The organism is Mesorhizobium sp. WSM4307, from assembly GCF_007003945.1.
GTDB lineage: Bacteria > Pseudomonadota > Alphaproteobacteria > Rhizobiales > Rhizobiaceae > Mesorhizobium.
The window spans coordinates 130,006-156,400 of the sequence record NZ_VFTB01000008.1; the positions used below are offsets into that span (position 1 = coordinate 130,006).

Annotated in this window: 30 protein-coding genes and 1 pseudogene; 10 read left to right on the plus strand and 21 right to left on the minus strand. The window is 63.5% G+C overall.

Annotated features, from left to right (window positions below; genetic code table 11):
• Positions 1-8 precede the first annotated feature (8 nt).
• The 3 genes from rpoN (at position 9) to ptsN (ending at position 2,904) form a co-directional block, all read left to right on the plus strand.
• Positions 9-1,535, plus strand: a complete 1,527-nt coding sequence (gene rpoN, locus FJV83_RS20350) for an RNA polymerase factor sigma-54 (protein WP_142875654.1) — start codon at positions 9-11, stop codon at positions 1,533-1,535.
• Between the two features lie 266 nt (positions 1,536-1,801).
• The gene (gene raiA / locus FJV83_RS20355; RefSeq protein ID WP_095772489.1) at positions 1,802-2,380 is read left to right on the plus strand and encodes a ribosome-associated translation inhibitor RaiA; all 579 of its coding nucleotides are present in this window, start codon (positions 1,802-1,804) and stop codon (positions 2,378-2,380) included.
• A gap of 59 nt (positions 2,381-2,439) precedes the next feature.
• Positions 2,440-2,904 (plus strand): PTS IIA-like nitrogen regulatory protein PtsN, encoded by a 465-nt coding sequence (ptsN, locus tag FJV83_RS20360; protein WP_019861194.1) that lies wholly within the window; start codon positions 2,440-2,442, stop codon positions 2,902-2,904.
• Positions 2,905-2,975: 71 nt separating this feature from the next.
• Here ptsN and FJV83_RS20365 read toward each other — a convergent pair whose 3' ends face one another.
• Together FJV83_RS20365 and FJV83_RS20370 are read right to left on the minus strand one after the other, a co-directional pair.
• A complete protein-coding gene (locus FJV83_RS20365) occupies positions 2,976-3,233 on the minus strand; it encodes a DUF1150 family protein (protein ID WP_032920755.1) in 258 nt (85 codons plus the stop codon).
• 64 nt (positions 3,234-3,297) lie between these two features.
• On the minus strand, positions 3,298-3,723 hold the full coding sequence (locus FJV83_RS20370) for an Hsp20 family protein (protein ID WP_013893014.1): 426 nt from the start codon (positions 3,721-3,723) through the stop codon (positions 3,298-3,300).
• Positions 3,724-3,979: 256 nt separating this feature from the next.
• Here FJV83_RS20370 and FJV83_RS20375 point away from each other — a divergent pair, with 256 nt between their 5' ends.
• Positions 3,980-4,921 carry a nucleoside hydrolase gene (locus tag FJV83_RS20375; RefSeq protein ID WP_095772490.1) on the plus strand — a complete coding sequence of 314 codons (942 nt, stop codon included), beginning with the start codon at positions 3,980-3,982 and terminating at the stop codon, positions 4,919-4,921.
• A 58-nt stretch (positions 4,922-4,979) separates the two neighbouring features.
• Here FJV83_RS20375 and FJV83_RS20380 read toward each other — a convergent pair whose 3' ends face one another.
• The 9 genes from FJV83_RS20380 to FJV83_RS20420 all read right to left on the minus strand — a co-directional run bounded on the left by FJV83_RS20380 (position 4,980) and on the right by FJV83_RS20420 (position 11,615).
• The gene (locus FJV83_RS20380) at positions 4,980-5,255 is read right to left on the minus strand and encodes a hypothetical protein (RefSeq protein ID WP_245318102.1); all 276 of its coding nucleotides are present in this window, start codon (positions 5,253-5,255) and stop codon (positions 4,980-4,982) included.
• Between the two features lie 152 nt (positions 5,256-5,407).
• Positions 5,408-6,022 carry a LysE family translocator gene (locus FJV83_RS20385; RefSeq protein WP_095772492.1) on the minus strand — a complete coding sequence of 205 codons (615 nt, stop codon included), beginning with the start codon at positions 6,020-6,022 and terminating at the stop codon, positions 5,408-5,410.
• Positions 6,023-6,127: 105 nt separating this feature from the next.
• Positions 6,128-7,573 carry an amidase gene (locus FJV83_RS20390; protein ID WP_142884620.1) on the minus strand — a complete coding sequence of 482 codons (1,446 nt, stop codon included), beginning with the start codon at positions 7,571-7,573 and terminating at the stop codon, positions 6,128-6,130.
• A 2-nt stretch (positions 7,574-7,575) separates the two neighbouring features.
• Positions 7,576-8,481: a ribokinase gene (locus FJV83_RS20395; protein ID WP_095787143.1), complete on the minus strand. Its 906-nt coding sequence runs from the start codon at positions 8,479-8,481 to the stop codon at positions 7,576-7,578.
• A 206-nt stretch (positions 8,482-8,687) separates the two neighbouring features.
• Positions 8,688-9,170: a hypothetical protein gene (locus FJV83_RS20400; protein ID WP_142884551.1), complete on the minus strand. Its 483-nt coding sequence runs from the start codon at positions 9,168-9,170 to the stop codon at positions 8,688-8,690.
• Positions 9,145-9,666 (minus strand): hypothetical protein, encoded by a 522-nt coding sequence (locus FJV83_RS20405; RefSeq protein ID WP_095772495.1) that lies wholly within the window; start codon positions 9,664-9,666, stop codon positions 9,145-9,147. The genes FJV83_RS20400 and FJV83_RS20405 overlap by 26 nt, the downstream gene beginning before the upstream one ends.
• The gene (locus FJV83_RS20410) at positions 9,633-10,025 is read right to left on the minus strand and encodes a hypothetical protein (protein ID WP_095772496.1); all 393 of its coding nucleotides are present in this window, start codon (positions 10,023-10,025) and stop codon (positions 9,633-9,635) included. The genes FJV83_RS20405 and FJV83_RS20410 overlap by 34 nt, the downstream gene beginning before the upstream one ends.
• Before the next feature lie 21 nt (positions 10,026-10,046).
• Positions 10,047-10,517, minus strand: a complete 471-nt coding sequence (locus FJV83_RS20415; RefSeq protein ID WP_095772497.1) for a hypothetical protein — start codon at positions 10,515-10,517, stop codon at positions 10,047-10,049.
• Between the two features lie 219 nt (positions 10,518-10,736).
• The gene (locus FJV83_RS20420; protein ID WP_095772498.1) at positions 10,737-11,615 is read right to left on the minus strand and encodes a bifunctional helix-turn-helix domain-containing protein/methylated-DNA--[protein]-cysteine S-methyltransferase; all 879 of its coding nucleotides are present in this window, start codon (positions 11,613-11,615) and stop codon (positions 10,737-10,739) included.
• 215 nt (positions 11,616-11,830) lie between these two features.
• Between FJV83_RS20420 and FJV83_RS20425 the strand changes: the two genes are divergently transcribed.
• Positions 11,831-12,646, plus strand: coding sequence for a class I SAM-dependent methyltransferase (locus FJV83_RS20425; protein WP_142884550.1), 816 nt, complete (start codon positions 11,831-11,833; stop codon positions 12,644-12,646).
• Positions 12,647-12,708: 62 nt separating this feature from the next.
• Here the strand turns inward: FJV83_RS20425 and FJV83_RS20430 are convergent, their stop codons facing one another.
• Entirely contained in the window at positions 12,709-13,203 is a 495-nt protein-coding gene (locus FJV83_RS20430; RefSeq protein ID WP_095787054.1) for a DUF2244 domain-containing protein, read from the minus strand.
• Between the two features lie 22 nt (positions 13,204-13,225).
• On the opposite strand from FJV83_RS20430, the gene nth reads away from it, so the two are divergent.
• A complete protein-coding gene (gene nth / locus FJV83_RS20435) occupies positions 13,226-14,038 on the plus strand; it encodes an endonuclease III (RefSeq protein ID WP_142884549.1) in 813 nt (270 codons plus the stop codon).
• A gap of 7 nt (positions 14,039-14,045) precedes the next feature.
• Here nth and FJV83_RS20440 read toward each other — a convergent pair whose 3' ends face one another.
• The 4 genes from FJV83_RS20440 to FJV83_RS20455 all read right to left on the minus strand — a co-directional run bounded on the left by FJV83_RS20440 (position 14,046) and on the right by FJV83_RS20455 (position 17,801).
• Positions 14,046-15,554 carry a tripartite tricarboxylate transporter permease gene (locus FJV83_RS20440; RefSeq protein ID WP_142884548.1) on the minus strand — a complete coding sequence of 503 codons (1,509 nt, stop codon included), beginning with the start codon at positions 15,552-15,554 and terminating at the stop codon, positions 14,046-14,048.
• Between the two features lie 9 nt (positions 15,555-15,563).
• Complete coding sequence (locus tag FJV83_RS20445) at positions 15,564-16,037, minus strand: tripartite tricarboxylate transporter TctB family protein (protein ID WP_142884547.1); 474 nt, start codon at positions 16,035-16,037, stop codon at positions 15,564-15,566.
• 92 nt (positions 16,038-16,129) lie between these two features.
• On the minus strand, positions 16,130-17,107 hold the full coding sequence (locus FJV83_RS20450; RefSeq protein WP_095772504.1) for a tripartite tricarboxylate transporter substrate-binding protein: 978 nt from the start codon (positions 17,105-17,107) through the stop codon (positions 16,130-16,132).
• A gap of 253 nt (positions 17,108-17,360) precedes the next feature.
• Entirely contained in the window at positions 17,361-17,801 is a 441-nt protein-coding gene (locus FJV83_RS20455) for a DUF2214 family protein (protein WP_246691893.1), read from the minus strand.
• 185 nt (positions 17,802-17,986) lie between these two features.
• Between FJV83_RS20455 and FJV83_RS20460 the strand changes: the two genes are divergently transcribed.
• Both FJV83_RS20460 and FJV83_RS20465 read left to right on the plus strand, forming a co-directional pair.
• Positions 17,987-18,217 (plus strand): YdeI/OmpD-associated family protein, encoded by a 231-nt coding sequence (locus tag FJV83_RS20460; RefSeq protein ID WP_095772506.1) that lies wholly within the window; start codon positions 17,987-17,989, stop codon positions 18,215-18,217.
• A 104-nt stretch (positions 18,218-18,321) separates the two neighbouring features.
• Positions 18,322-18,861 (plus strand): GNAT family N-acetyltransferase, encoded by a 540-nt coding sequence (locus FJV83_RS20465; protein WP_095772507.1) that lies wholly within the window; start codon positions 18,322-18,324, stop codon positions 18,859-18,861.
• A gap of 23 nt (positions 18,862-18,884) precedes the next feature.
• Here the strand turns inward: FJV83_RS20465 and FJV83_RS20470 are convergent, their stop codons facing one another.
• Together FJV83_RS20470 and FJV83_RS20475 are read right to left on the minus strand one after the other, a co-directional pair.
• Positions 18,885-21,383, minus strand: a complete 2,499-nt coding sequence (locus FJV83_RS20470) for an EAL domain-containing protein (RefSeq protein ID WP_142884545.1) — start codon at positions 21,381-21,383, stop codon at positions 18,885-18,887.
• 261 nt (positions 21,384-21,644) lie between these two features.
• Positions 21,645-22,229 carry a hypothetical protein gene (locus tag FJV83_RS20475; RefSeq protein WP_246691894.1) on the minus strand — a complete coding sequence of 195 codons (585 nt, stop codon included), beginning with the start codon at positions 22,227-22,229 and terminating at the stop codon, positions 21,645-21,647.
• Between FJV83_RS20475 and FJV83_RS20480 the strand changes: the two are divergent.
• Positions 22,147-22,790 (plus strand): annotated as a pseudogene (locus FJV83_RS20480) (citryl-CoA lyase); the annotation flags it as partial. The gene FJV83_RS20475 and the pseudogene FJV83_RS20480 sit on opposite strands and share 83 nt — an antisense overlap.
• Before the next feature lie 10 nt (positions 22,791-22,800).
• Here the strand turns inward: FJV83_RS20480 and FJV83_RS20485 are convergent.
• Together FJV83_RS20485 and FJV83_RS20490 are read right to left on the minus strand one after the other, a co-directional pair.
• Positions 22,801-23,277 carry an NUDIX hydrolase gene (locus FJV83_RS20485; RefSeq protein WP_095792612.1) on the minus strand — a complete coding sequence of 159 codons (477 nt, stop codon included), beginning with the start codon at positions 23,275-23,277 and terminating at the stop codon, positions 22,801-22,803.
• 125 nt (positions 23,278-23,402) lie between these two features.
• Complete coding sequence (locus tag FJV83_RS20490; protein ID WP_245318103.1) at positions 23,403-23,786, minus strand: hypothetical protein; 384 nt, start codon at positions 23,784-23,786, stop codon at positions 23,403-23,405.
• Between the two features lie 20 nt (positions 23,787-23,806).
• Between FJV83_RS20490 and FJV83_RS37080 the strand changes: the two genes are divergently transcribed.
• On the plus strand, positions 23,807-24,766 hold the full coding sequence (locus FJV83_RS37080) for an invasion associated locus B family protein (protein WP_246691895.1): 960 nt from the start codon (positions 23,807-23,809) through the stop codon (positions 24,764-24,766).
• A gap of 140 nt (positions 24,767-24,906) precedes the next feature.
• Here FJV83_RS37080 and coaBC read toward each other — a convergent pair whose 3' ends face one another.
• The gene (coaBC, locus tag FJV83_RS20500) at positions 24,907-26,376 is read right to left on the minus strand and encodes a bifunctional phosphopantothenoylcysteine decarboxylase/phosphopantothenate--cysteine ligase CoaBC (RefSeq protein WP_210248193.1); all 1,470 of its coding nucleotides are present in this window, start codon (positions 26,374-26,376) and stop codon (positions 24,907-24,909) included.
• Positions 26,377-26,395: the final 19 nt, after the last annotated feature.

Sequence of the window (26,395 nt, forward strand, 5' to 3'; positions counted from 1 at the left end):
ACCGAACCATGGCGTTGGCGGCGAAATTACAGCTCAGACAGTCCCAGTCGCTGGTGATGACGCCGCAGCTGATGCAGTCGATTCGGCTGCTGCAGTTCACCCATGTCGAGCTTGAGCACTTCATCGACGAGGAGATCGAGCGCAACCCGCTTCTGGAGCGCGCCGAGCCGCAGGACGACGCCGCGAGCGACCAGGTGCAGAAGATCGAGGCAGAGCCGCAAGCGGCCGCCGAGGGCGACTGGTTCGAGAACGAGGCGGGGTGGAGCGCCGAGGCGATATCGGAAAAACTCGATACGTCGCTGGAGAACCTGTTTCCCGACGATCCCGGCATCAGCGAGCGGCTCGGACCCGACCTGACGGCGCAATGGAAATCGGCATCCGGCAATGGCGGCGGCTCCTCGTCCGAGGGGCTCGACGCCGGCGACATGGCGGCGAGCGCCATCACCTTGCGCGACCATGTCGGCGAGCAGATCGCCCTCGCCTTCGTCGATCTCGCGGCGCGGCTGATCGCAGGCGAACTCGCCGATGGCCTCGACGAAACCGGCTATGTCAGGGCTGATATCGAGGAGATCGCCGCGCGTCTGGGCACCGACGCAGCGAGCGTGGCCAAGGTGCTGGCGGTGTGCCAGACCTTCGAGCCGACCGGCCTGTTCGCCCGCGACCTTGCCGAATGTCTTTCGCTGCAGCTTGCGGCGCGCGACCGTCTCGACCCGGCGATGAAGGCCCTGGTCGCCAATCTCGAGCTCTTGGCGCGGCGTGATTTCCAGACGCTGAAGCGGATTTGCGGCGTCGACGAGGAGGATCTGCTCGACATGCTGGCCGAAATCCGGGCACTCGATCCGCGCCCGGGCATGGCGTTTTCGGGCGGCGCTAGCGACGCCATCGTCGCCGATGTCGAGGTGCGCGCGGCCAATGACGGCAGCTGGACCGTCGAACTCAACGCCGAGACGCTGCCGCGCGTGCTGGTCGACCATATTTATTTCGCCCAGGTGTCGCCGCATGCGAAGAACCAGGCGGAAAAGGATTTCCTGGCCGAATGCCTGCAGAACGCCAACTGGCTGACGCGCAGCCTCGACCAGCGGGCAAAGACGATCCTCAAAGTGGCCTCGGAAATCGTGCGCCAGCAGGATGCATTCCTGGTCCACGGCGTGCGCCAGCTGAAGCCGCTCAATTTGCGCACGGTGGCCGACGCGATCGGCATGCACGAATCGACCGTCAGCCGCGTTACCGCAAACAAATACATGCTGACCCCGCGCGGCGTGTTCGAACTGCGCTATTTCTTCACCGCCTCGATCGCCGCGTCGGGCGGCGGCGACGCGCATTCCTCGGAAGCGGTGCGTGATCGCATCAAGCAGCTGATCGACGAAGAAAAACCTATCGATGTACTTTCGGATGACGCGATCGTCGACATGCTCAAAGAGAGCGGCGTCGATATCGCCCGGCGCACGGTCGCCAAGTATCGGGAAGGCATGAATATTCCGTCGTCGGTGCAGCGCCGGCGCGAGAAGCGGGCGCTCGCCAGCGCCGGGCGCTAGGCCCCTGCGATTTTCCACAGCGGCCGAGCTTCATTGACAAGCCTCGGGGAAGTGGCTAGAAGCCCGCCCGCATGAGACGGGCCTGATGCCCGCTAGCGGATGGTCCGTCACGACAATGGCCTCGGGATGGTCAAAAAGGCGGCTTGTGATCAACCGGAAAGTTCGGATTTAAATCGGCGCGAGTGACGCCGCAAAGCTTGTGCGCACGGATCACGAGTATAAACTCGGGCCAGTTTGAAGCCTGAGCAAGGAAGGTCAGTTTTCAGATGAATCTGCGCATATCGGGAAAACACATGGATATCGGCGATGCGTTCCGCACACGCATCAACGATCGTGTCGGCGAAGCGATCGGCAAATATTTCGATCGCGGCTTTGCGGGACACGTCACCGTCATCAAATCGGGCTCGCGCTATTCGGCGGATTGCATGATCCGGCTGGATTCCGGCGCCTCGTTGCAGGCCACCGGCGATGCCCAGGATCCGACCCTGGCTTTCGAGGCCGCGGCCGATCGGCTGGAGACCCGGCTTCGGCGCTACAAGCGCCGTCTCAAATCGCACAATTCAGGCAATGGCGATTTGACCGACATCGCCTATACGGTGATGGCGCCGCTTGCCGATGACGACGAGGAGATGCCGGAGGATTTCGCGCCGGCCATCGTCGCCGAATCGACCATGACGCTGAAGACCATGTCGGTGGCCTCGGCGGTAATCGAACTCGATACCAAGGACAGTCCGGTGTTCGTTTTCCGCAACGCCGGAACCGATCATCTCAATATCGTCTATCGCCGGCCCGACGGAAACATTGGCTGGATCGACCCGTCCACGACCAAGGTCGCACAGGGATAAAAGCCAGCCGCACGAGGGGTGGGGACTGGCCACGGCAGGCGAACAAGGGATTTTCAAGCATGGATCTGAGCGATCTTATCAGCGTTCCGGCGATCTTGCCGGCGTTGAAGGCGAACTCCAAGAAGCAGCTTCTGCAATTGCTTTCTGAACGGGCGGCGGCAATTTCGGGCATTCCGGAGAGGGAAGTGTTCGACACCATCCTGCAGCGTGAGCGGCTGGGCTCGACGGGCGTCGGCAATGGCATCGCCATTCCGCATGGCAAGCTCGCCGGCGTGAAGCGCATCGCCGGTGTTTTCGCCCGGCTGGAAACGCCGGTCGATTTCGAGTCGCTGGACGACCAGCCTGTCGATCTGGTGTTTCTGCTGTTGGCGCCGGAAGGGGCGGGCGCCGATCATCTGAAGGCCTTGTCGCGCATCGCGCGCGTGCTGCGCGACGCCGACACCGTGGCCAAGATCAGGGGGACGCGCGATGCCGCGGCGATCCACGCGCTGCTGTCGGACACGCAGGCCTCGCACGCCGCCTGAAGCCGGATTTTGAAAAGACTTGCCAAGGGCCGCCGCGGGCGGCCCTCTTCGTGTCAGCCAACCGGTCGCTTTTAGTGAATGGCGACGGTGGTCAGGTCGTTTTCCATGGCGCCGGCCAGCGCGCGGTCACGCGCGTCGGAAAGCAGGATCGGCTGGCCATTGGCGGCAAACAGCGCCCACAATTCCAGGCCGGGCGCGATTTCACCGATGTTGGGGAAGCGGCCGAGCAACTCGTCGCTCGAGACCTTGCGCAGATAAGCGACCGAGCCTTCGCCGAGATGGGCGAATTCACCGCTGGTCATGGTGATATTCTCGTCAGTCCTGGTCATTTCAAGCCTCCTTGGCGCGAGGACGCCGCTCAAGGCCATCCCGCATGAGAGCCGTCGGTGAAGATCAGTCTTTCACCGATATATTTATTTTCCGTACCAGCCGTTCGGATTCCGGCCGATCGAGGTCGATCGACAAAAGGCCGTTCTTCAGCTCCGCCGCGATCACACGCATGCCGTCGGCCAGCACGAAACAGCGCTGGAATTGGCGCGCGGCGATGCCGCGATGAAGGAATTCGCGCTCGGTGTCGTCGGTCTGACGGCCGCGCACGACCAGCTGGTTTTCCTCCGTTGTCACATCGAGATCGCTTTCGGCGAAACCGGCGACGGCGAGTGTGATGCGCAGCCTTTCGGCCTTGCCGTCGGCACCGCTGAGGCGCTCGATGTTGTAGGGAGGGTAGCTATCACCGGACTTCGCCAGACGCTCCAAGGTCTTTTCCATGGCATCGAAACCAAGGAGAAGCGGGCTGGAGAAAGGCGTCATTCGGCTCATGTTACACTGTCCTCTCAAGAGCGACATAAACTGGAAAAACCCGGATGGCATTTTTCCCGATGGCCTTGATATGGTCCGCCCCGCGACCAAGTTCAAGCCACCACAAGACCCGCCCAAAAAGACCAAGCCTTGGACTCACAGGAATAATCGACATGGCGCTTGAAACGACGCGCGGATGCAAGGAGAAGCGCCGGGGTCGTTCTTCAGGCGTGCGATCGATCCGGTGAGCTCACGGCCTCCCAAACAAGGAATTGAAATGCCCCAACCACGCAAGATCATCATCGACACCGATCCCGGCCAGGATGATGCCGTCGCTATTCTCTTGGCGCTCGGCAGCAGCGAACTGGAGATCGTCGGCATCACCGCCGTTGCCGGCAACGTGCCGCTGAAGCTTACCGAGAAGAATGCCCGCAAGATTTGCGAACTGGCCGGCCGCCCGGAGGTCAAGGTCTATGCCGGCGCTATCCGTCCCCTGGCGCGCACATTGGTCACCGCCGAGGAAGTGCATGGCAAGACCGGCCTCAACGGGCCGCAGCTGCCCGAACCGACGATGAAGCTGCAGGAGCAGTATGCCGTCGACTTCATCGTCGAGACGCTGATGAAGGAAGAGAGCGGCACCATCACGCTCTGCCCGCTCGGGCCGTTGACCAACATCGCGCTGGCGCTGATCCGCGAACCGCGGATCGCGCCGCGCATCAAGGAAATCGTGCTGATGGGGGGCGGCTTCTTCGAGGGCGGCAACGTCACGCCCGCGGCCGAATTCAACATCTATGTCGATCCGCAGGCCGCCGATCTGGTGTTCAAGGCCGGCATCCCGATCGTGATGATGCCGCTCGACGTCACCCACAAGGCGCTGACCACCACCAAGCGCACGCAGGCTTTCCGCGCGCTCGGCACCAAGGTCGGCATCGCGACCGCCGAGATGCTGGAATTCTTCGAGCGTTACGACGAGGGCAAATACGGCACCGATGGCGGCCCGCTGCACGACCCCTGCGTCATCGCCTACCTGTTGAAGCCGGACCTGTTCAAGGGCCGCAACTGCAATGTCAGCGTGGAGACCGCCTCGGAACTGACCATGGGCATGACCGTGATCGACTGGTGGGGCGTCACCAAGCGGGAAAAGAATGCCATGGTGATGCGCGACATCGACCATGACGGCTTCTTCGCGCTGCTGGTGGAGCGGCTGGGCCGGCTGTAACACTTCCGCCGATCGATGCAGACGGTTTGCCCAGAGGCATAGAGCTTCTGGGCATGTCTCACTCGGGAAACCGGTAGAAGACGACGCCATTGTCGCGCGTGACGCGTTCGATGCCCGCATCTGACCCAATCAGATGCGGGCGGTCGTCGTCGATGAGCACAGACGAGCCATCGTCGAGAACAAGCACATAGAGGATGTACTTACCGTCTCTCCATTGGGCACTTTTGATCGTTGCATCGATGGCACCGACAGACCGAATCGGGCTTGCGTCGTTGGCCCATTTGTTCGCCGCCAACATGAGCATAATCGCAAACGCACCGATGAAGAGGATCACGCCAGGCGCATTCCTCTTCAAACCATCCCAAGTCCAAAAGACAGGCATGAATCCCCCGATAGAGATTCATGTGGTGGTGGGAGAGCAGACTTTCAATCGGTTGCTATGCGAGGGCGCTGCAACTCTTCGCGTCGCCCGGCTCGCGGCCGCCGTTACTTCGACCTCGAAAACGCCAGCCAAAGGCCACCGCCGACCAGAAAACTGCCGCTGATCCTGGACATGAGCTTGATGCGGTGGGCCGACAGCAGGCGCCCGGCGCGGCCGGCGGCGAGTGCGTAGGTCGAATCCGACACGGCGGCAAAGATCATGGCGGTGAGACCCATGACGACGATCTGCAGCGAGTAATTGCCTTGCGGCGCGATGAACTGCGGAAAGAAGGCGCCGAAGAACACCAGCGTCTTGGGGTTGCTGAGCGCCACCACCAGGCCCTGCAGGAAGAAACCGCCGCGCGGCTTTCTGGCGGTTCCGTCGGCATTCAGCGTGCCCTTGGAGCGGAACATCTGCACGCCCATCCAGATCAGGTAGGCGGCGCCGATCAGCCTGACCCATTCGAACCAGTGGCCCATGCCCGCGATCAGCGTGTTGAGGCCGATGCCGACAATGGCGATCATGATGGCAAGCCCGGCCTGCGTGCCGGCGACATTGGCCAGACCGGCGCGGGTTCCGTGCCGGATGCTGTTGGCGATGATCAGCGTGACCGTCGGTCCCGGCACCAGGATGATAACGATGCAGGCGAGAACATAGGCGGCGTAAAGTTCCAGCGACATGATCTTCCTCAAAATGCTGCCAATGCGGCGTGGCAGGCGACAATTAATGCATGCGGGTAACCTCCGCGCAAGCCTGACGCGAAACGCCGGGCCGTTGCACGTGCGTCAGGCGCCGGCCTGCCAGGGCAGCGTCGCCTCATAGGCGGCGGCGGCCCTCAGTACGGCGAGGTCGCCGCGCGGCCGGCCGATCAGCTGCATGCCCATTGGCCGGCCCTTGTCGTCGAAGCCGACCGGCACGTTGACCGCCGGGCAGCCGCCCAGCGTGGCGAAGGCTGAAACCTGCATCCAGCGGTGATAGCTGTCCATCGGCCGTCCCGCGACCTCGCTGGGCCAATGCATGCCGACTTCGAAGGGGAAGACCTGCGCGGTGGGCAGGGCGATGAGATCGAAGCGGTCGAAGATCGACAGCAGCATCTGATGCCAGGAGGTGCGCACCACCGAGGCCGCGCGGATCTGCGGCGCCGTCAGCCGCATGGCGTTCTCGATTTCCCATATGGCTTCCGGCTTCAGCACACCGCGCTTGGAAGGATCGTCGTAATGGACCTTGAGGGCGCAGCCGCTGCTGGCCTGGCGCAGCGTCACGAAGGCCTGCCACAGCGCTTCGAAGTCGAAATCCGGGAGCAAGGGTTCCGCCGGGAAGGATGCATCCGCGAAGCGGCCGAGAGCCGCCTCGCACAGATCGAGGATGCCAGGTTCGACTGGCAGATGGCCGCCGAGGTCGCCGAGCCAGGCGACGCGGCCGCCAGTCGATGGCGGTGCAAGCCCTTCGAGAAACGAACCCGGTTTCTCATAGGACAGGGGCGCCTGCGGATGGTAGCCCGCCTGCACGTCGAGCAGCAGCGCCATGTCGGTGACGTTGCGGCCCATCGGGCCCTCGACGCCCATCTGCGCATGGAAGACCTCAAGATCGGGTCCGGCGGGTACAAGCCCTTGCGATGGCCGGAAGCCGTAGACATTGTTCCAGCCTGCCGGATTGCGCAGCGAGCCGCCGAAGTCGCTGCCATCGGCGACGGGCACCATGTCGAGCGCCAGCGCCACCGCCGCGCCGCCGCTCGATCCGCCGGCGGTGAGCGCCGGATCGAAAGCGTTCAGCGTCGGCCCGAAGACGTTGTTGTAGGTGTTGGATCCCAACCCGAATTCGGGAACATTGGTCTTGCCGATGATGATGGCGCCGGCGTTGCGGATGCGCTCGACGAAGAAATCGTCTTCCTGCGGCACGAAATCGGCAAAGATAGGCGAGCCGAAGGAGGTCCTGAGCCCGGTCGTCGAGGCGAGGTCCTTGATGGCGATCGGCAGGCCGAAGAGCGTCCCGGTTTCGCTCGCTTGCCTGGCATCGGCTGCATCGGCCTCGCGCAGGATATCGTCGCGGTCGCGCAACGAGACGATGGCGTTGACCAGCGGGTTGACCGCTTCGATGCGGTCGAGGAAGGCCGTCACCACCTCGCGCACGGACAGTTTCTTGCGGCTGATCGCGCCGGCAAGGTCGATGGCGGACAGGCGGCAGATATCACCGGCCGGCGGCACGGCATGTTTCGTCCCGGGGCGCATCACTTTCAATGGGTTTCCAGCAAGGCTTGATCGACATCCTTGGCCAGCGGGATCGCCGGCTGGGCGCCGGGCTTGAGACATGCGAGCGAGCCCGCCGCAGCGGCGCGTGCCAGTGCCTTGTCGAGGGCCAGGCCGGCAGACAGGCCGGCAGCGAAGTAGCCGCAAAAGGTGTCGCCGGCGCCGACCGTGTCGACAGGCGTGATCTTCATGGCCGCAAGGGTGAGGAACTCGCTCGGTGTCGCTGCCATGACGCCGTCGCCGCCGAGGGTGACGACGATGGTGCGGCCGGTTTTCGCGGCGAAGTCGCGCATGCGTGCCGCGCGGTCGCGGCCGTTCAGCGCCAGCGCCTCGCCATAGAGGTCGAACTCGGTCTCGTTGGCGACGGCATAATCGGTCTTTCCGAGGAAAGCCGCCGCGTCGCCCTGGAAAGGAGCGGTGTTGAGCACGGTGATGGCACCGGCCGCCCGTGCCTGGTCGAGTGCCGTATCGACGGTCGCCAGCGGGATCTCGTGCTGGAGCAGCACGACATCGCCCTTTTGGAGGAAGGCCTTGGAAAGGTCGCCGGGCACCACGGACGCATTGGCGCCGGGGACCACGGCGATGATGTTCTCGCCATCGGCGCCGACCATGATCAGCGCCGTTCCGGTCGAGGCAAAGGTTTCGCCCACGCCCGACAGGTCGACCCTGGCCTCGCGCAGCAACGCCAGTGCCTCGCCGGCGAAACTGTCCTTGCCGACGGCGCCGACCATGCGCACCTGGACGCCGGCGCGCGCGGCAGCCAGCGCCTGGTTGGCGCCCTTGCCGCCCGGCGCCGTGGCGAAACTGGAACCGCTCACCGTTTCGCCGGGGCTCGGCAAGCGGTCGACTTTGGCGATAAGGTCGAGATTGATCGAGCCGATGACGACTATCAAGAAAGTGCCTCCCTGCCAGCGCTGGCCGGAAATCAGGATCGACTTTCGGAAAGCACGATATGGATCGAGATCCACAATGTGGATCGAGATGACGAGCTGCGCCGGTGCATCCGTATCGATGCGCCGTCACCCCGGTTGTGCGGGAAGCTAGCGCTTCCTGCGATGAGTTGCCAGACCATGTGGATATCAAAAGGCGATTTGTCGCCTCACTCGCAGCGCACGGTGACGATGCCCTGATAGGTGCCCGCGGGAAAGACGCCGCTCGACTTGGTGGCGGTGAGATCGACCTGCAGGGCGTGGGTGCCGTTGGTGACCCTTTGCGGCACGCTTCCGTTGATGTCGACCCCCGTGCCATCGAGCCGGAAGACCGAGGCGAAGGTGACGTTGGTGCCGCCGCCGGTCGGCGCGGACGAGAATGCGGCAGGCGCCGGCGCCGAAACCGAATAGCAGTCCAGCAGGTTGAGCAGGGTGCACAGAAGCGAGCTCGCCACCACGGTGGCGCTGGCGCTCGATCCGCCTGCCTGTTTGGAACCCAGTATGCTTATGGCAGGATTTGCGGTCATCGTCCCCGATGCCCCGACCATGATGGTGCAGGTGCCGATGATCGCCGCCGGTGCGGGCTGGCTGAAGCCGGCAAGGGCTGCTATCGTAAGCAGCGCGGGGCTATTTTTTCTTCTTCTTCTTGCCATCGCTGTTTCCGGTCCTGATGGTCCAGCCTTCGTTGGCCCATCCAGGTGATGCGGCCGCGGTCGCGGGAGCGCTCGTGGCCACGCTTCCGGTCGGGCCGTCGCCGCCGAGGCCCATTTTGAGCAGTTTCAGCTCCATCTGCAGGCGCTGGACCTCCAGTTCATACAGCCGGCTGCAGTCGAGGCGTTTCGGCGTACGCCCGATCGGGATCACCACCCGGCCGTAGGTGGCGACGCCATTGTCCGTCTGGTTGTTGCCTCTGATAACGCCGAGATCGACATAGGCACCAGAACCGGAAACGGCGGAACGGCAAGTGGTGCCGTCCGCGGCATGGACCTCGTCCTGGCCCTGGGGCAAGGTGACACCGGGCAAATTGAAGCCGTTCTCGTTCTGGTTGAGATTGTAGATCTGGTCCTGGGCCTGAGTTGGAACGGTGCTTGTGACAGCAACCGCGAGTGCCAGCGTCAGGACTTGCGGTGCCCAAAGAACTTTCCGCATATCTGCGCCCTTATCTGCGTCTGCTGGTTGGGGAAGGGGATGCTTTCCGTACAGATACGCACTTTACGCTCGGCGGCGCCGCCGAAGGGCACGACCACAAGGACGGGACGGGAGGCCTGGGCGCCGAGCTGGAAGGCAGCCGGTGATATCCTGGCGTCCACCGGCTGAAAATCCTGATCGTAGACGTGGATTTCGATCTTGATCTTCTGGTCGTATGGATTGGCCGGGAAGACGCGGACCGCGAAGACGTCGGTGAAACTGTTGACCTCGCCGCGCATCGGCGACATCGACTGCGCCGCCGCGGCAGCAGGGATCAGGCCGACGGCCAGCGCCGTCGCCAGGGTTCGAAAAGGTGTCAAGGATGCCTCCTTCCCCGGGCGCTACTCGCAGCGAAGCGTTACCGTTGCCTGATAGTTGCCGTTGGCGAAGCGGTTGCTGCCGCCCTTGGTGCCGGCGAGATGGACCGAAACGAGGTCGGCGCCGGGTGTGCTGATGGCGGTAGCGGAACCGGTCTCGACGATGGAGTGCGCACCGGCGGAAGAGTAGGTTGGCGTCCAGGTGGTCGACGTCGTGTCGGCCGACGGCACTGTCGTGGCGGTAACCGGATCGACGCTCAGCGACACGCCGCCTGTCGTCGTCAGCGTGACGGTTCCGGCAGAGCCGCCGCTGTTGTGGGAACTGAGGGTCTGGAGGTCGGGACTGACCGTCATCGTGCCATTGGTGGCAATGACAAGCGTGCAGGTCGGGGTGATCGTGCCATTGAAAATGACATTTTGCGTCGCAGCCGATGCAGGCTGGCCCAGACACGCGACCAGCAGGGTTGCACCGAAGGCGGTGCGAAACAACTTCATCGAGACCTCCTATTAAGTCGGATCGCCCGAATTAACAGGAGTCATGATCGCTTTATCGTGGTTAATTTAGTGTAAACTTAAATAATTCTCGGAAATAACATCTTATAAAGAACCGAAGGTTGTCACCGGTTGTAACGTGAATTTCCGATAGAATCCAATTAATACTTTCTGCTATCCAAGATCTGTAAATTTCTTCGCCGGAAACTGGAAAAACGATATTTACGACGACACTTGGCCCGCCTCCCAGCCAAGGATGGCGCGCTTGCGGGTCAGGCCCCAGTGGTAGCCGGTGAGGTCGCCGGACTTGCCGATGGCGCGATGGCAAGGCACCACGAAGGAGAGCGGGTTGGCGCCATTGGCGGCGCCGACCGCGCGGCTGGCGCTTGGCGCGCCGATGCTGGCGGCGATCGAGGAATAGGTGCGGGCCTTGCCCATCGGGATCTGCAGCAGCGCCTCCCAGACGCGAACCTGGAAGTCGGTGCCGATCATGACGACGTGCAGCGGCTGGTCGGGGCGCCACAGCGTCGGATCGAAGATGCGCGCGGCGTAAGGACCGGTCGCGGCCAGGTCCTCGACATAGATGGCGTTCGGCCAGCGGCTGGACATGTCGGCGAAGGTGGCGCGCTCCTCGCCGGGGTCGCAGAAAGCGAGGCCGGCAAGCCCGCGGTCAGTGGCCATGATCAGGGCGGTGCCGAAAGGCGAGGGATGGTAGCCGTAGCGCATCGTGAGGCCGGCGCCGCGTGTCTTGTAGTCGCCCGGCGACATTGCCTCATGGGTGACGAACAGGTCATGCAGCCGGCCAGGGCCGGACATGCCCAGTTCGAACGAGGTTTCGAGCAGCGGCATGCCGGAATCGAGCAGCCGGCGGGCGTGGTCGAGCGTCACCGCCTGCAGGAAGGCTTTGGGCGACAGGCCGGCCCAGCGGGTGAAGAGTTTTTGCAGGCCGGTTGGCGTCTCGCCGACTTCCTCGGCAAGCTCCTCGAGCGAAGGCTGGTCGCGATAGTCGAGGCTGATCTTCTCGATGGCGCGGCGCACGATCTCGTAGTCGCTGCCTTGTGGCGTGATGTCCTTTTTGAGGACGGCTGTCTGTGTGCTCATCGAACTGTCTCCTTGGCCAGGAATATCGCCCCTCGGGGCGGCGATCGCCACCCGAAACTTGCCTTCTTGCCGTGCATACCCAGATAGACTCGGGGTTTCGAGAGCCTGTTCCATCCCGATGGGTCGGGACGGGGCTCTCTCTTTGTGTTCGAGCATGATCTTTTCCGAAAACCGGTATCCACTTTTCGGGATCATGCTCATGCCAGGAGTCGCTCATGGCTGGCGAGAAAGTGCATTTGACCGGGGCAAAGGAAACCTTGCTGATGACGCTGTACGGCAAGGCGCTGGAGAGCCGGCTGCCCCATTCGCTGCTTGGGGATCATTTCGCCGACGAGGCGGTGCACAAGATCGACTATGATTTCTCCAGGCTCAAGGTCGACGAGAATCTCGGCATCGGCCTGGCGATCCGGGCCAAGACGCTGGACGTTCGTGTCGAGGATTTTCTGGCGAGAAATCCCGGCGCCATCGTGCTGCATCTGGGCTGCGGGCTCGATACGCGCATCTTCCGTGTCGATCCGCCGCCAGGCGTGGACTGGTTCGATGTCGACTATCCCCAGGTCATCGAACTCAGGCGAAAACTTTACCCGTCCCGCGACCGTTATCATCTCATCGCTTCGTCGGTGACCGAGCCTGGCTGGCTGGCCGAAGTACCCCGCAACCGCCCCGCCATCGTGGTGGCAGAAGGGCTGACGCCCTATCTTCCCGCAGCCGAAGGGCTGCGCCTGGTTTCGCGGCTTGTCTCGCACCTTGCCGGCGGCGAGCTGATGTTCGACGCCTACAGCCGTTTCGGTCTGACGCTGCTTCGTCTCAATCCCACCATCAAGGCGACTGGCGCAGAGGTTCACTGGGCGATCGATGATCCGCACGAGCTGGAACTGGCGGTTCCGAAACTGCGGTTCGTCGAGGATATTTCCGCCTACATGCCCGAACACGCCGCCCGCATGGGCTGGTCCGCCAAACTTTTCGTTCGCCTGTGGAAACACATTCCGGCGCTGCGCAAGGTCGGCAGGCTTCTGCGCTATCGGTTCTAGAGCAATTCCAGGAAAAGTGTGAACGGTTTTCCGTCCGGAATTGCGTCAAAACAAAGAGCCGTTCAGCGCGCCTTGGCGGTCGCCAGCGCGCGCGAAAAGGCGGTGGCAAAGCTCTCGCGGGACTCGGGATCGAGAAAGCCGCCGATCGGCACGTTCCGGCCTTGGCCTTCGACCGTCATTTTGGTGATGCCGATCTCGGCGTGGCGGGCGACCGAAAACCGTGCCCAGAACGGGTTGAAGCGGTGAGCTTCCGATTTTCCGGAAGGGGCCGTCTTGCGGATGTCGAGGGTGGTACGCGAGACCGATACCTCCTCGCGGGCGCGGGCGGCGCGGTAGTTGACACGGAAGGCGATGTAGACGGCGACCACGTCGAGACCGAAGAAGCCAAATACCGGCCATGCGCCGCGCGACAGGAAGAACGCGCCGGTCGCCAGCCAGCCGAACGACAAAGCGCCCATCAGGACCAGGAAGCCCGTCCTGCCCAGCGACCGGTGCGGGGTCAGCAATGCGTGAAAGAAGGGCTCGTCAGCCTGGAACGAGGCGTTTGTGTCGCTCATGACAGGATATTATAGGAAGGAAATGGCGAGCCCCAAGTCCAAAGATTCTTCCATGCTCGAAAAAGACCTGCCAGCCGGACGACGTGACGGCTCGAACGCCAAGCCGTGCTCGCGGCCGGTGCGGCGGACGTCACGCTACAGTCCGGCCGAAGTGCACGAGATCTTCCGCCGCTTTTCCGTCCAGCGGCCGGAGCCGAAGGGTGAGCTCGAACATGTCAACGCCTTTACGCTCCTGGTGGCGGTGGTGCTCTCGGCGCAGGCGACGGACGCCGGCGTCAACAAGGCGACAAGGGCCTTGTTCAAAGCCGCCGATACGCCGCGGAAGATGCTGGCACTGGGCGAGGCCAAGGTCGGCGATTACATCAGGACCATCGGTCTGTGGCGCAACAAGGCCAAGAACGTCATCGCGCTGTCGGAAGCGCTGATCCGTGACCATGGCGGGGAAGTGCCCGACGACCGCGATGAGCTGGTGAAGCTGCCGGGCGTCGGGCGCAAGACCGCCAATGTCGTGCTCAACATGGCCTTCGGCCAGCATACGATGGCGGTCGACACGCATATTTTCCGGATCGGCAACCGGCTCGGCCTGGCGCCCGGCAAGACACCCGAACAGGTCGAGCAAGGGCTGCTGAAGATCATCCCGGACGAATATATGCGCCATGCGCATCACTGGCTGATCCTGCATGGCCGCTATGTCTGCAAGGCGCGCAAGCCGGACTGCCCGGCCTGCGTCATCGCTGATATCTGTAAGGCGCAGGAGAAGACGACCAGCATTCCGGCGCCGTTGGTGCCGATCGCTCCGCTCGATCCACTGGACGCGGTTCAGGCCCAAAGCTGACCGGGCTTCAACTCTCCTCCACGAACACTTCTTCGCGCTTCTTCTTGACCGAGGGCAGGAAGACGATGACGAGCACGGCCAGCGCCACCAGTAGCAGGCCGGCGCTGATCGGCCGCGTCACGAAGGTGCTGGGGTCGCCGCGCGACAGGATCATGGCGCGGCGCAGGTTTTCCTCGAGCAGCGGGCCGAGCACGAAGCCGAGCAGCAGGGGAGCCGGTTCGCAGCGCAGCTTGGTCAGGACATAGCCGAGCAGGCCGAAGAAGGCGACGGCATAGAGATCGAAAGCATTGGTGTTGACGCTGTAAACGCCGATCGAGCAGAACGCCATGATGATCGGGAAAAGCACGTAATAGGGGATCGTCAGGAGCTTCACCCAAAGGCCGATCAGCGGCAGGTTGAGGATGATCAGCATCAGATTGCCGATCCACATCGAGGCGATGACGCCCCAGAACAGCGCCGGCTGCTCGGTGGCGACATTGGGACCGGGCACGATGCCCTGGATGATCATGGCGCCGATCATCAGCGCCATCACCGGATTGGCCGGAATGCCCAGCGTCAGCATCGGGATGAAGGAGGTCTGGGCGCCGGCATTGTTGGCCGATTCCGGTCCGGCGACGCCCGCGATGGCGCCCTTGCCGAATTCCTGCGGGGTTTTCGACACGCGTTTCTCGACCGTGTAGGAGGCAAAGGCCGCAAGCACCGCACCGCCGCCGGGCAGGATGCCCAGCGCCGAACCGATGATGGTTCCGCGCACGATGGGTGCTGCCATACGCTTGAAGTCGTCGCGGGTCGGCATCAGGCCGGAGACCTTGCTGATCAGCACCGAGCGCTCATGCTCGGTTTCAAGATTGCGCAGGATCTCGGCGATGCCGAAGACGCCGACCGCCACCGCGACGAAATTCAGCCCGTCGGCATATTCGCGGATGCCGAGGGTGAAGCGCGGCGCGCCGGTGTAGATGTCGGTGCCGACGATGCCGAGCAGCAGGCCGAGCACGACCATCGCCAGCGCCTTGACGATCGAGCCGTGAGCAAGCGCGATGGAGGAGACTAGGCCGACGATCATCAACGAAAAATACTCCGCCGCGCCGAACCGCAGGGCTATCGCCGTCAACGGCGGGGCAAAGACGGCGACGAGGAAGGTCGACACCGTGCCGGCGAAGAACGAGCCGATCGCGGCGATCGCCAATGCCGCCCCGGCGCGGCCCTGGCGGGCCATCTGATAGCCGTCGATGGCGGTGACGGCCGACGAGGATTCTCCAGGCATGTTGATGAGAATGGCGGTGGTCGAGCCTCCATACTGGGCGCCGTAGTAAATGCCGGCGAGCATGATGAGGGAAGAAACCGGGTCGCCGATCTGGAAGGTGATCGGCAGCAGCATGGCGATGGTTGCGGTGGCGCCGATGCCGGGCAGGACGCCGATCAGCGTGCCGAGCAGGACGCCGATCAGGCAGAAACCGAGATTGGCCGGCGTCGAGGCGGTCGAAAAGCCGAGCGCGAGGTTGTTGAGCAAGTCCATGTCAGCGCCTCACAATGCCAGCCATGAGGGCAGCCAGGGGCCGAAGCGCTGGAAGGGCAGGCCGAGCGCGTAGCTGAAGACGAGGATCGAGAACAGCGTCAGGCCAGCCGACAGCACGAGCGCGGTGAGCGCCTTCATGCGGCAGCTGGCGAAAGCGGCGATCAGCGCCGTCAGGAAGATCGACGGCACGAAGCCGAGGCCGCGCACCGTCAGGCCGAAGAAGATCGGCGCCGGCAGGATGAACAACATGCCGCGCCACGCCATGGGGCCGATCGGCTCGCCCTCGACGCTTATCGCCTGGATCAGGATGATGGCGCCCAGCAGGATCAGCACGATCGCCAGGACCAGCGGGAAATAGCCCGGTCCCATGCGTAGCGCGGTACCGATTTCGAGGCTGAGCGACTGCAGCGCGAAAAACGCGCCGAAGAAGATGAACAGCGCGGCGCACAGGCCGTTGGTCCTGTCGATTGCGAAAGGTTTCATGGCGGTCCTTCCTGACCCTTGGAGCGGGCCTGCCGTTGCAGGTGAAAACGGATCGAAGCGAACGGGGCGCCGCTGGCGCCCGGTTCAAGCCATCAGTCGGCGTACTGGCCGGCGGCTTCGATGATCGGCTTCCAGCGCGCGATCTCGCTTTCCAGCTTTGCCTTCAGCGCCGCCGGCGTCGCGTCGGCCTCCGATGACGGCCTGGTGCCGAGTTCGGCGAAGCGGGCGATGACGTTCGGGTCCTTCAAGGCGACCTGGAGCGATTTCGACAGGCGGTCGGTGATCTCGGCCGGCGTGCCCTTCGGCGCATAGAGGCCGTGCCAGATGCCGACCTGCACCGCGGGGAGGCCGGCTTCGATCGTCGTCGGCACATCCTTCAGCACGTCGAGGCGCTCCGGCGAGGTGACGGCATAGGCCTTGATCGTGCCGCCCTGGATCTGCTTGGTGGTGTTGGTCGTCTGGTCGCACATGATGTCGACCTGGCCGCCGAGAAGATCGGTCATGGCCGGGCCGGTGCCCTTGTAGGGCACGGTGACCAGCGGCGTGCCGATGGCGCTCATGAACAGCATGCCGCACAGATGCGAGGCCGCACCGATGCCGGCATTGGCGACGGTGATGCTGTCCTTGTTGACCTTGGCGTAGTCGACAAGCCCTTTCAGATCGGTCGGCGGGAGTTCCTTGCGGCCGACGATGGTCATCGGCACTTCGGTCACCAGGCCGACATATTCAAAGGCGTTCAGCGTGTCGTAGGCGAGTTTTCTGTAGAGCGTGGCACTCGTCGCCATGCCGATATGATGGAGGAGCAGCGTGTAGCCGTCGGGATCGGCATTGGCGACGCGGCCCGCGCCGAGCGTACCGCCGGCGCCGCCGACATTCTCGACGATGACCTGCCGGCCGAGATCCTTCGACACGGCTTCCGCGACGAGCCGGGTGACGGTGTCGGTCGGACCGCCGGCCGCGAACGGCACGACAACGGTGATGGTGCGTTCGGGATAGGATTGTGCGTCGGCGGTGAACGAATAAAGCGTGAGGGCCGCAGCGGCGGCCAGAGCGGCAACAAATTTTCGCATCGTAATTCTCCTCCCGGGATATGAATAAACCGCTGCGCGGAACTCCTCTCAATGCCGGCCGCGAATGAAACAACAACCAGCGCAGGCCAATAGATTGCAATCGGACTCAAATGGCAAACCGGGATATCCGCGGCAGCCGGCATGCAACGGATAGATGTTCGAGCCAGAAGGCCGGATCCGAAACGGTCGATCGTCGAGCGGCTTCGGCAAATGCCGATTGCGGACCTCTGTCCGCTCTCGTTCTATTCCAGATCTATTGGTAGCCGTAACCGCGCGCCATCGCCGCCGCGAACACCGGGATCAGCAGGAAGACGAAGGCCTCGGCGCGGATATAGGTCTTTACCGAGGCCAGTTCGCCCGCCGGCACGGCGAAGGAGGGATTGGCGCTGGCCTGCCGGTTCCAGGAAATGAAGCGCACGGTCGGGATGATCGAAAGCAGGCCGACAATGCCGAACGCCGCCATCTTGGCCCAGAACATCCAGTTGTAGATGTAGAACTCCCATCCCTTGAGGCCCCAGAGGACACGGCCGATGCCGACGATGATGATGAGTGAGGCGATGATACCATAGTGGCGGTCGATGCCGGCGAGTCGCTTGAGGGTTACGGCGGGCAGGTCGCCGCGGATCAGCACGAATTCGGCGCCGATGATCCCTGCCAGGGAAAACACCAGCAGATGATGGATAATGGCAAGCACAAGGTCGGTCGTGTCCGTTTCTTCCCTGGGTTGAGCACCAGCCCCGCGTCTGAAAAGGTCGCGCCGCAAATGTGCTGAATCAGCCTGCCGGGAAATTAACACCGTCGGGCAGAATTCCCATAGAAAGCTGCTCCCTGGTCATAGGCGGCGTTGACGCTCGGTCCAGGCACGTTAGGTTCGCAGGCATGACCGGACTGAAACGCCCCCTGAATCCGATGCCTGACCTGATCCACGCCGTCTTGACGGAACGCGGGCTGATGACTGCCTGTGAGGCCCGGCCGGACTACCAGAAGAACGACTATCTCGGCTGGATTGCCCGCGCCAAGCGCCCGGACACCAGGCAGAAGCGGCTCGACCAGATGCTGGACGAATTGCAACGTGGCGGTGTCTACATGAACATGGCCTGGCGCGGCTAAAGATCTGCTTAGGCCGCTGTTCTGGATGATGGCGCGTCTTCCGCTGGCCCTTGCACCGCAGGGGCAATTTGCTAAGCGCGGACAAGATCAGCAAGGCAAATCCAATGAACAACCGCAAAGTGACCGTCACTCCCGTCATCGAAACGCAGCGAACCATTCTGCGGGCACACCGGCTGGAGGATTTCGACGCCTATGCAACGATGTGGGGCGACCCCGCCGTCACCCGCTTCATCGGCGGCAAGCCGCGCACGCGCGAGGAAAGCTGGATGCGCTTCCTGCGTCATGCCGGCCTGTGGTCGCTGCTCGGCTACGGCTTCTGGGCGATCGAGGAGAAGGCGACGGGCCGCTTCGTCGGCGAGGCCGGGTTTCACGACCTGAAGCGCGGCATGGAACCGTCGATCGAAGGCATTCCAGAGGCCGGATGGGCGCTGGCACCGGAAGTGCACGGGGCGGGCCTTGCCACAGAGGTCGTCGGCCGTGTGCTGGCCTGGGGCGAAGAAACCTTTGGACGGGTGAAAACCGTCTGCATCATCGATCCCGAGAATACCGCCTCGTTGAATGTCGCTGATAAGGTCGGCTATCGCGAGGTGTTGCGGACCACCTATCATGACGCGCCGACCGTGCTGCTGGAGCGGCTGTCCTGAACCTGGATTGCAGATCAGGTAGACTAGCCCGCCTTGCGGCGCAGCTTCCGCGCCAGATCGGCCCATGGATCGACGCTTTCGGCGGCCGGCGTGACGCCTCGGCCTAGCAGCACCGTCGAGGCATCGAACGGCGTCGGTCTGGCGATCCCATAGCCCTGGGCATAGTCGACGCCGATGGTCTTCAGCGCGGCGACGATACCGTCGCTCTCGACGAACTCGGCGATGGTACGCTTGCCCATGACCTTGCCGATGTGGTGGATCATCTCGACCATGGCGCGGTCGATGCGGTCGTCCAGCATGTCCTTGACGAAGCTGCCGTCGATCTTGAGGTAGTCGACCGGCAGGTGCTTCAGATACGCGAAGGACGACATGCCGGAGCCGAAATCGTCGAGCGCGAAGCGGCAGCCCAAGCCGCGCAGATCGGCAATGAAACGCATGGCGTTGGTGAGATTGGCGATAGCGCTGGTTTCGGTGATCTCCAGGCAGATCATGGCAGGCGAAATGCCATGGATGAGGAATTGCTCGCCCAGGAAGCCGAGAAAGCTTTCGTCGCCGAACGTCGCGCCGGAAAGATTGATGGCGCATGTTGCGATGGGCGGCGTGCGCGGATCGGCCTGCCGGGCGGCCAGGATGCGGAAGGTGTTGCGCACCACCCAGCGGTCGATCGACGGCATCAGGCCATAGCGCTCGGCCGCGGGAATGAAACTCTGCGGGGTGACGAAGCTGCCGTCTTCGTCGGTCAGCCGCAACAGGATCTCTATATGCGCTCCCACCTCGACGATGTCGTCGTTGAGCGGCCAGATTTCCTGCGCATGAAGCCGGAAACGGTCTTGCACCAGCGCGGCGTGCAGACGCTGCACCCAGGCCATCTCGCCGAAACGCTCGCGCAAGTCCACGTCGCCCTCGCTGTGGACCTGGACGCGGTTGCGGCCCTTGTCCTTGGCCATGTAGCAGGCGACGTCGGCGGCCCGCAGCGTTTCCGCGATCGTCACCTGCGCATTGGCGATCTCCACCATGCCGATACTGACGCTGGTGTTGAACGTCCTGCCATCCCAGGCGAAATGCAGATTCTGCACAGCCGCGCGCAGCCGTTCGGCGATGTCGCACGCTTCGTCGGCTTCACAATCGACGAGCAGCACGCCGAACTCGTCCCCGCCCAATCGTGCCAGCACGTCGCCCGGCCGCAATTCGCAGGTCAGCAGCGCCGAGATCTGGCGCAGCAACTGGTCGCCCGCCGCATGGCCGCACGTATCGTTGACAAGCTTGAACTGATCGAGATCGAGATACATCAAGGCGTGCTGCCGGGGCTGGCCCTGCAATTCGACGATTGTCCTTTCCAGCCGGCTTTCGAAATCGCGCCGGTTGGCGAGCCCGGTCAACGCATCATGCGAGGCCTGCCACGAAAGCCGCTCGATGTAATCCTCTTCTCGCGTCATGTCGTGGAAGGCGAGCACGGCGCCGACGACCTCGCCGGAAACGAGCAACGGTGCGCCGGTCAATGCGACGGGAACAACGGAGCCGTCCGGCCGCTGCAGCAATTGTGGACGGGCGCTGGAACGGCGCGCTTCGCCGGCCAGGAGACGCTCGACCAACTGCGTTTCTTCAACGCCGGTGCCCTTGTCGATGAGGCGAAAGAATGCTGCGATGGGTTTGCCCCTTGCAGCGCCGAGCGGGCAGGCCAGCAGTTTTTCGGCAACCGCATTCATGTAGTCGAGCCGCCCGTCGCGGCCGGTGCTGACGACGGCCTGGCCGATCGAAGCCAGTGTTATCTGGGCGCGCTCGCGCTCGGCATTGAGCGCCAGCTGGAAGGCCTGGCGCTGCGCAAGGAGCTTGCGCGTGCGCCACACGGCAAGCAGGATCAACAATGCGGCAGTGACGAGATTGGCAAAGGTAAGCAGCATCTGGATGAAGCGCGATCCCTCGCCGAGACTGTCCGAGAAGGCCTTGGACAATGGAGTGACCTGACGATCGAGCCGATGAATTTCCGCCTTCCAGGCGCTGATCTCGGCTGTCGACGCCGGCCCCTTGCCGAGTGTCGCATGCATCGTATCGCCGAGCCGCTGGATGGCGAGGATCATTGTGTCGGCCGCCGCCCAGTGCCGAATAGCGGTATCGAGATAGCTGAACTTCCGGAAATTCTGGAACAGCCAGATCAGCCCGGCAACGTCGTCCGCGTGGTTTCTGCCTTGCAGAAAGCCTGTGCGCGCTGCCTCTGCATCGGGTTCGGGCTGCTCGAGCGCCAGGCGGGCCGAGCGGTCGGCAAGCGGAACGGCGATCGCTTCGCGATACTCGGTGAAGAACGCCTCATTGCCGGTATCCGCATAGAGGCTGAGGAAATAGATGGCGTGCTTTTGCCCCTTGGACCACTGGCTTTCCCCGCCGACATAGGCGCGAACCGCCGAAAGCGTGTACAGGCTGAGGCTGGCGACCAGCGCCTGGACGAGGACGACGGCGATGAACGGCCAGACGAGCCCGAGAAGACGGGGGCTGGCGTCCAGCGATGATGGCGTCTTCGAATTCACGGACGTGCCATGATCCTGTCAGCGCGTCTGTCCGACTGTTTCACCCGTCGGTTAAGACGATTCTCTGCCCCTCATGTCGCGCAAATGGCGACGACAACCGCTTATCACGAGGGACTTAACAGCCAATAAATAGCTCCGTTCGCTTTGAAGCCTTTTCTTGAGTTGGGTGACTGAATATTACGCAGCGTCAATTGACTGTTTGAACTTGAATCGGTTTGTATTCGAAGCTTATCAGTCCTTTTCGGCCTATAACCGCGCGGGTTAGGGCAGGGTCTCCGCTGCAAGACATGCCTGTTCGAGCATCGAGGCATCCTCGCCGAAGGCTCGAGTGGCGCGGGCCGCCGCCTCGAGCAGCGGCCGTTTCATGCGCTGAAGGAAGGCGGCATCGACGTGCGTGCTCGGCCCAGCCAGCGTCAAGGCGCCGAGCAGGACGCGTCCCGGTCCGAACACCGGTGCCGAGACGCCCGCCGTCTCGGGGTCCCGGTCGCCGACGGCGAGGCAGGTCCGGCGTATGGTCTCATAGGGCTCGCCCGCCTCGCCGGAAAATGCCGCAAGCACGCGTCCGCCCGAACCGACGAGCAAAGGCAACAGGTCGCCCTCGCGTATGGTGTAGCGGATCGGGTGCTTGGATTCGACGCGGTAGAGACAGGTGCGGACGTCGCCCGAGCGGACATAGAAGGCAACACTCTCCCAGCTGTGCTCGGAAAGGTCGCGCATGATCGGCAGCAGGATGTCGACCGCCACGACCGAACGCTGATAGAGCGACCAGGCCGCACTGCTCGGCATCGCGCTGGGCGCTGCCGTCGACCATGGGCCGCAGGCGTCGTCGATCACCATCGCCCGCATGGCGGCAACCTGCGGTGTCGGCAATGCACTCGGCGACGTGCATGGCGGCGCCGGCGAACAGGCGCTGTCCTTCTACGGTAATATCGCCAAGGCGATCGATGGCGGGGCGGCGTTGGGGAAGGCGGTCTCGGCACGGCTCGACCGGTTCTTCGTCGAGGAAAGGGGTTATGTGCCAGGGCTCGGCCACCGCTTTCACCCGGTCGATCCGCGCGCACCGCGCCTGCCGGAACTGACCCGCGAATTTGCCGCGCGTGGAGTCGTCAATGGAGGGTTCGCCGACATCGCCGAGGCGATCGAGGCGGAGGTCGCACGCCGCAAGGGCAAGGGGATACCGCTCAACATCGATGGCGCCACGGCCGTCATCTATGCGAACTCGGCTTCCCGCCGCCGCTGACGCGCGGGCTCTTCGTGCTGTCACGTTCCGTCGGCATCCTGGCGCACGCCTGGGAACAGTCGCAGCAAAGCGAGCGCAACAAGGGGCCGCTGCCGCGCGAATGGTTGTGGGTCTATACCGGCATGCCGGTACGCCCTCTTCCCGAAAAGGGTGGTAGGAGCGGCTGAGGAATTGTCCTCAGGTTGCATCGGTCGGCGTGGGCTGGGGAAGTGTCAGGGTCTTCACCAGCGTCGAAAGATCCGGTTCGTCGATCAACATCGCCGCGTCGGCCGGCGTCAGCCATGCCCGCTGTCGCCGCTTGGCCTCCTGCCAGTTGGCCAGTTCCTCGGTCACTTCAAGCAGGTAGACGATGACATCGACATGGACAAAGCGGTTGGCCAGCCGCTTCCAGTAGGAATAGGTGCCGGCCGGGTGCTTCAGGGTCTTGCCAAGCACGCCGGCTTCTTCCATCGCCTCGATGGTGGCGGCCTTGCGTCCGTTCTTGCCTTTCATCGGCCATCCCTTGGGGACGATGAAGCGCCTCGTCGTTCTCGACGTGACCAGCATCACCTCGAAACTCCCATCCGCGGTCAAGCGAAAGGGGATCGCCGCCACCTGGCGGATTCTTTCCCCTTTCTTGGCCCGGCGTGCGGCCTTTTTCTTCGTGGTTTTCATCTGCAATAGTCCAGTCGGTCAGTGCCCCATAGCGTGACGCGGCGCCTTTGCAAACCCAAACTGCCGCAGGGGCACCCTCAAGGTCCCCTACCATGTAAGTCGGCTAAATAAAAGAAGCCCGCCTGTCAGCGGCAATTGCTCACGGCCGTGCTGCCGATGATCTGCGTCTGGCAGCCCGGCCTGACCCGTGGCACGACCGGCGGTGGCTGCTGGACGATCACGCGGTCCTGGTCGCGGTACTGCTGTTGCTGCTGCTGGAATTGCTGCCGCTGAATGCGGCTCTGCAAGGCCTGCAGATCGTTCTGCTGGATCGGCGCGTTGCTGTTGATCGCGGGATTGGCCACCTGAGCGGAAGCGTGCAGCGCAAAGCCGGCTAAAAAAGTAGCGGCCAGCACCGCCGACGCAAGTCTCATCAATAGTCGGCGCGCCGACATCGGCACATTCTTGCTAAAAATCCTGTTCATTCCCGCAATATAGGGTGTTTGTCCGGCGATGCCATGGCGGTCCATCGGTCGCCTTGAAATCAATCGTGACCCCGCCCTGTCCCGGCCATCCGGCCAGCGGCCACGGATTGCAGGCGACGCCAGCGCTGGAGACCGGCACGGACATCGCGCCAGCATCGCCTCTATCGAAGGCCCGGGGGCAGAGTTCTTCTCCAACACAAGGAGCGGAGATCGAAGGCCGCTTCGCGGTGGCGGAGAATCTGCCCGGCAACCTCGCATTGCACTTGACGCAAGCGATCGATTCGCCGCTCTATCGGGTCGGCGCCGGCCTCGAGCTGAATGGCGCCGGCATGTCCGCCAGGGACAATGGCGCCTTCGGGGAAACGGTCAAACAGAATGCAGTCAGCGCGCCTCTCAAGGTCAGTTTCCAGGCTGGCTCGAGGCGGAGCCGGGCGGGAGAGGTCTTGATGAGGAAATACGCGTATTTGGTTGCGATGCTGGGTGCGGCCTGCATCGCCGGTGTGCCGGCCGTGGCCGCGCAGACCAAAGGCGACAAGGTGGCGGCTCCGCCCGCCGCGGCCGATGCGCCACAACTGCCGGGCGGGGCATCGGCCTTGTCCGAAACCCATGGCGACTGGACGGTCAATTGCCAGATATCGGGCACGAACAAGGTCTGCAGCCTGTCGCACCAACAGTTCAACAAACAGAGCAACCAACGGCTGCTGGCGATCGAGCTGTCGAGCAAGACCGGCGACGAGGCGACAGGCACTCTTGCCCTGCCGTTTGGGCTGGCGCTCGCCAAAGGCGTCACCCTGACCATCGATGACCAGAAGCTGGACGGCAGCCTGGCATTCAACACTTGCCAGGCCGTCGGCTGCCTGGTGCCGGTGGCGTTCGACGCCAATGTCACGCCGCTGCTCAAGAATGGCACGACGCTGAAGATCGACGCCTTCGCGGCGGATACGGGACAAGCGGTGAGCTTTTCCATTCCGCTCAACGGTTTCGGCGGCGCGCTCGCCCGTACGGCGGAGCTCTTGTCAAACTGACGGCTCAGTCCGGAATCTGATGCGCGGCGTCCAGCTGGCGTCGCGTGTAGTCTTTGATGTTCGCAATTCCCTAGGGAAGGCGCTGCGCGCTTTTCCAGGGAAAACCGCTCACACTTTTCCTGGAATTGCTCCAATACACGTCAAACGACGATCGTTTTCAGCCGCTCGGCAATGAGGGTGGCGAGCCGCGCCGCCACCTCGTCCTTGGTCATTTCGGGCCATTCCTCGACGCCGGCCTTCGACACGATCCGCACCCGGTTGCGATCGCCGCCCATGACGCCTGAAGGGCCGATGCCGCTTTCGTGCGACACATCGTTGGCGACGATCAGATCGGCGCCTTTCTTCGCGAGCTTGGCCTGGGCATTGCGCAAGAGATCCTGCGTCTCGGCGGCGAAGCCGACGACCAGGCCGGGTCGCTGGCTGTGATGGCCGACGCCGGCAAGGATGTCGGGGTTCTCCACCATGCGCAGCACCGGCGGTCCTTCGCCCGCCACCTTCTTGATCTTTTCGCCGGCCGAATTCTCGCTGCGCCAGTCGGCGACGGCGGCGACGAACACCGCGGCATCGGCGGGCAAAAGCTGTTCGACCGCATCGCGCATTTCCTGCGCACGTTCGACATGAATAGTCCTCACGCCAGCCGGGTCGGCGATGCTCACGGGACCGGAGACGAGGCGCACATCGGCGCCAAGCCTTGCCAATGCGGCGGCGATGGCGTGGCCCTGCTTGCCGGAGGAACGGTTGGCGATATAGCGCACCGGGTCGATCGGCTCATGCGTCGGGCCGGAGGTGACGATGATCCTACGCCCCGCCAGCGGCTTGGGGCCGGCATCGAGCAGCGCCTCGACTGCGGCGACGATCTCCAGCGGTTCAGCCATTCGGCCTTCACCGGCCTCGTTGCTTTCGGCCATCTCGCCCCTGGCAGGGCCGACGAAAGTGACGCCGTCCTTGCCCAAGGTCGCGCGGTTGCGGCGGGTGGCCGGATGCGACCACATTTTCGGATTCATCGCCGGCGCCATCAGTACCGGCTTGTCGGTGGCCAGCAGCACAGTGGAGGCCAGATCGTTGGCGTGACCATTGGCGAGCTTGGCCATCAGATCGGCGGTGGCGGGAGCCACGACCAGAAGATCGGCCTCCCTCGACAGCCTGATATGGCCGACATCGTGCTCGTCATTGCGGTCGAACAGTTCGGTGAAGACGTGGTCGGCCGACAGCGCGCCAACCGACAGCGTGGTGACCAATTCCTGCGCTGCGGCAGTCATCACCACCCTTACTGCCGCACCATGCTCGCGCAGCCGGCGGATCAGGTCCAGCGCCTTGTAGGCGGCGATGCCGCCACCGATGATAAGCAGGATGCGCTTGCCGGAAAGCGTGCCCCGCGGAAGGATCTTGCCCGCAGGGGCCGCAACCGCGGTCGCCGCACTGTGCATGCTGGTCAGTTCGCGCAAGGTGTTTTCGATCTGGTCGATGCGGCCGGATCCGATCTGACCGTCGACGGCGGCCCGGATCATCACCCTGGCCTGCTCCTCCATGGAGCGGTTGTTTTCCGCCGCCAATCGGCGCAGCAGCTCCTTGACCTCATCGTCAAGGTTGCGGATCGTGATGCTTGCCATGTGATTGCGCTTTGCTCAT

Coding starts and splice junctions, on each gene's coding strand:
- FJV83_RS20415 (WP_095772497.1), bottom strand. CDS start 10,517: ATGAAGTTGTTTCGCACCGCCTTCGGTGCAACCCTGCTGGTCGCGTGT.
- FJV83_RS20430 (WP_095787054.1), bottom strand. CDS start 13,203: ATGAGCGACACAAACGCCTCGTTCCAGGCTGACGAGCCCTTCTTTCAC.
- FJV83_RS20365 (WP_032920755.1), bottom strand. CDS start 3,233: ATGACCAGGACTGACGAGAATATCACCATGACCAGCGGTGAATTCGCC.
- FJV83_RS20405 (WP_095772495.1), bottom strand. CDS start 9,666: ATGCGGAAAGTTCTTTGGGCACCGCAAGTCCTGACGCTGGCACTCGCG.
- nth (WP_142884549.1), top strand. CDS start 13,226: ATGGCGAGCCCCAAGTCCAAAGATTCTTCCATGCTCGAAAAAGACCTG.
- coaBC (WP_210248193.1), bottom strand. CDS start 26,376: ATGGCAAGCATCACGATCCGCAACCTTGACGATGAGGTCAAGGAGCTG.
- FJV83_RS20400 (WP_142884551.1), bottom strand. CDS start 9,170: ATGGCAAGAAGAAGAAGAAAAAATAGCCCCGCGCTGCTTACGATAGCA.
- FJV83_RS20375 (WP_095772490.1), top strand. CDS start 3,980: ATGCCCCAACCACGCAAGATCATCATCGACACCGATCCCGGCCAGGAT.
- ptsN (WP_019861194.1), top strand. CDS start 2,440: ATGGATCTGAGCGATCTTATCAGCGTTCCGGCGATCTTGCCGGCGTTG.
- FJV83_RS20440 (WP_142884548.1), bottom strand. CDS start 15,554: ATGGACTTGCTCAACAACCTCGCGCTCGGCTTTTCGACCGCCTCGACG.
- FJV83_RS20465 (WP_095772507.1), top strand. CDS start 18,322: ATGAACAACCGCAAAGTGACCGTCACTCCCGTCATCGAAACGCAGCGA.
- FJV83_RS20370 (WP_013893014.1), bottom strand. CDS start 3,723: ATGAGCCGAATGACGCCTTTCTCCAGCCCGCTTCTCCTTGGTTTCGAT.
- FJV83_RS20490 (WP_245318103.1), bottom strand. CDS start 23,786: ATGGACCGCCATGGCATCGCCGGACAAACACCCTATATTGCGGGAATG.
- FJV83_RS20450 (WP_095772504.1), bottom strand. CDS start 17,107: ATGCGAAAATTTGTTGCCGCTCTGGCCGCCGCTGCGGCCCTCACGCTT.
- raiA (WP_095772489.1), top strand. CDS start 1,802: ATGAATCTGCGCATATCGGGAAAACACATGGATATCGGCGATGCGTTC.
- FJV83_RS20475 (WP_246691894.1), bottom strand. CDS start 22,229: ATGCGGGCGATGGTGATCGACGACGCCTGCGGCCCATGGTCGACGGCA.
- FJV83_RS20460 (WP_095772506.1), top strand. CDS start 17,987: ATGACCGGACTGAAACGCCCCCTGAATCCGATGCCTGACCTGATCCAC.
- FJV83_RS20385 (WP_095772492.1), bottom strand. CDS start 6,022: ATGTCGCTGGAACTTTACGCCGCCTATGTTCTCGCCTGCATCGTTATC.
- FJV83_RS20420 (WP_095772498.1), bottom strand. CDS start 11,615: ATGAGCACACAGACAGCCGTCCTCAAAAAGGACATCACGCCACAAGGC.
- rpoN (WP_142875654.1), top strand. CDS start 9: ATGGCGTTGGCGGCGAAATTACAGCTCAGACAGTCCCAGTCGCTGGTG.
- FJV83_RS20425 (WP_142884550.1), top strand. CDS start 11,831: ATGGCTGGCGAGAAAGTGCATTTGACCGGGGCAAAGGAAACCTTGCTG.
- FJV83_RS20445 (WP_142884547.1), bottom strand. CDS start 16,037: ATGAAACCTTTCGCAATCGACAGGACCAACGGCCTGTGCGCCGCGCTG.
- FJV83_RS20485 (WP_095792612.1), bottom strand. CDS start 23,277: ATGAAAACCACGAAGAAAAAGGCCGCACGCCGGGCCAAGAAAGGGGAA.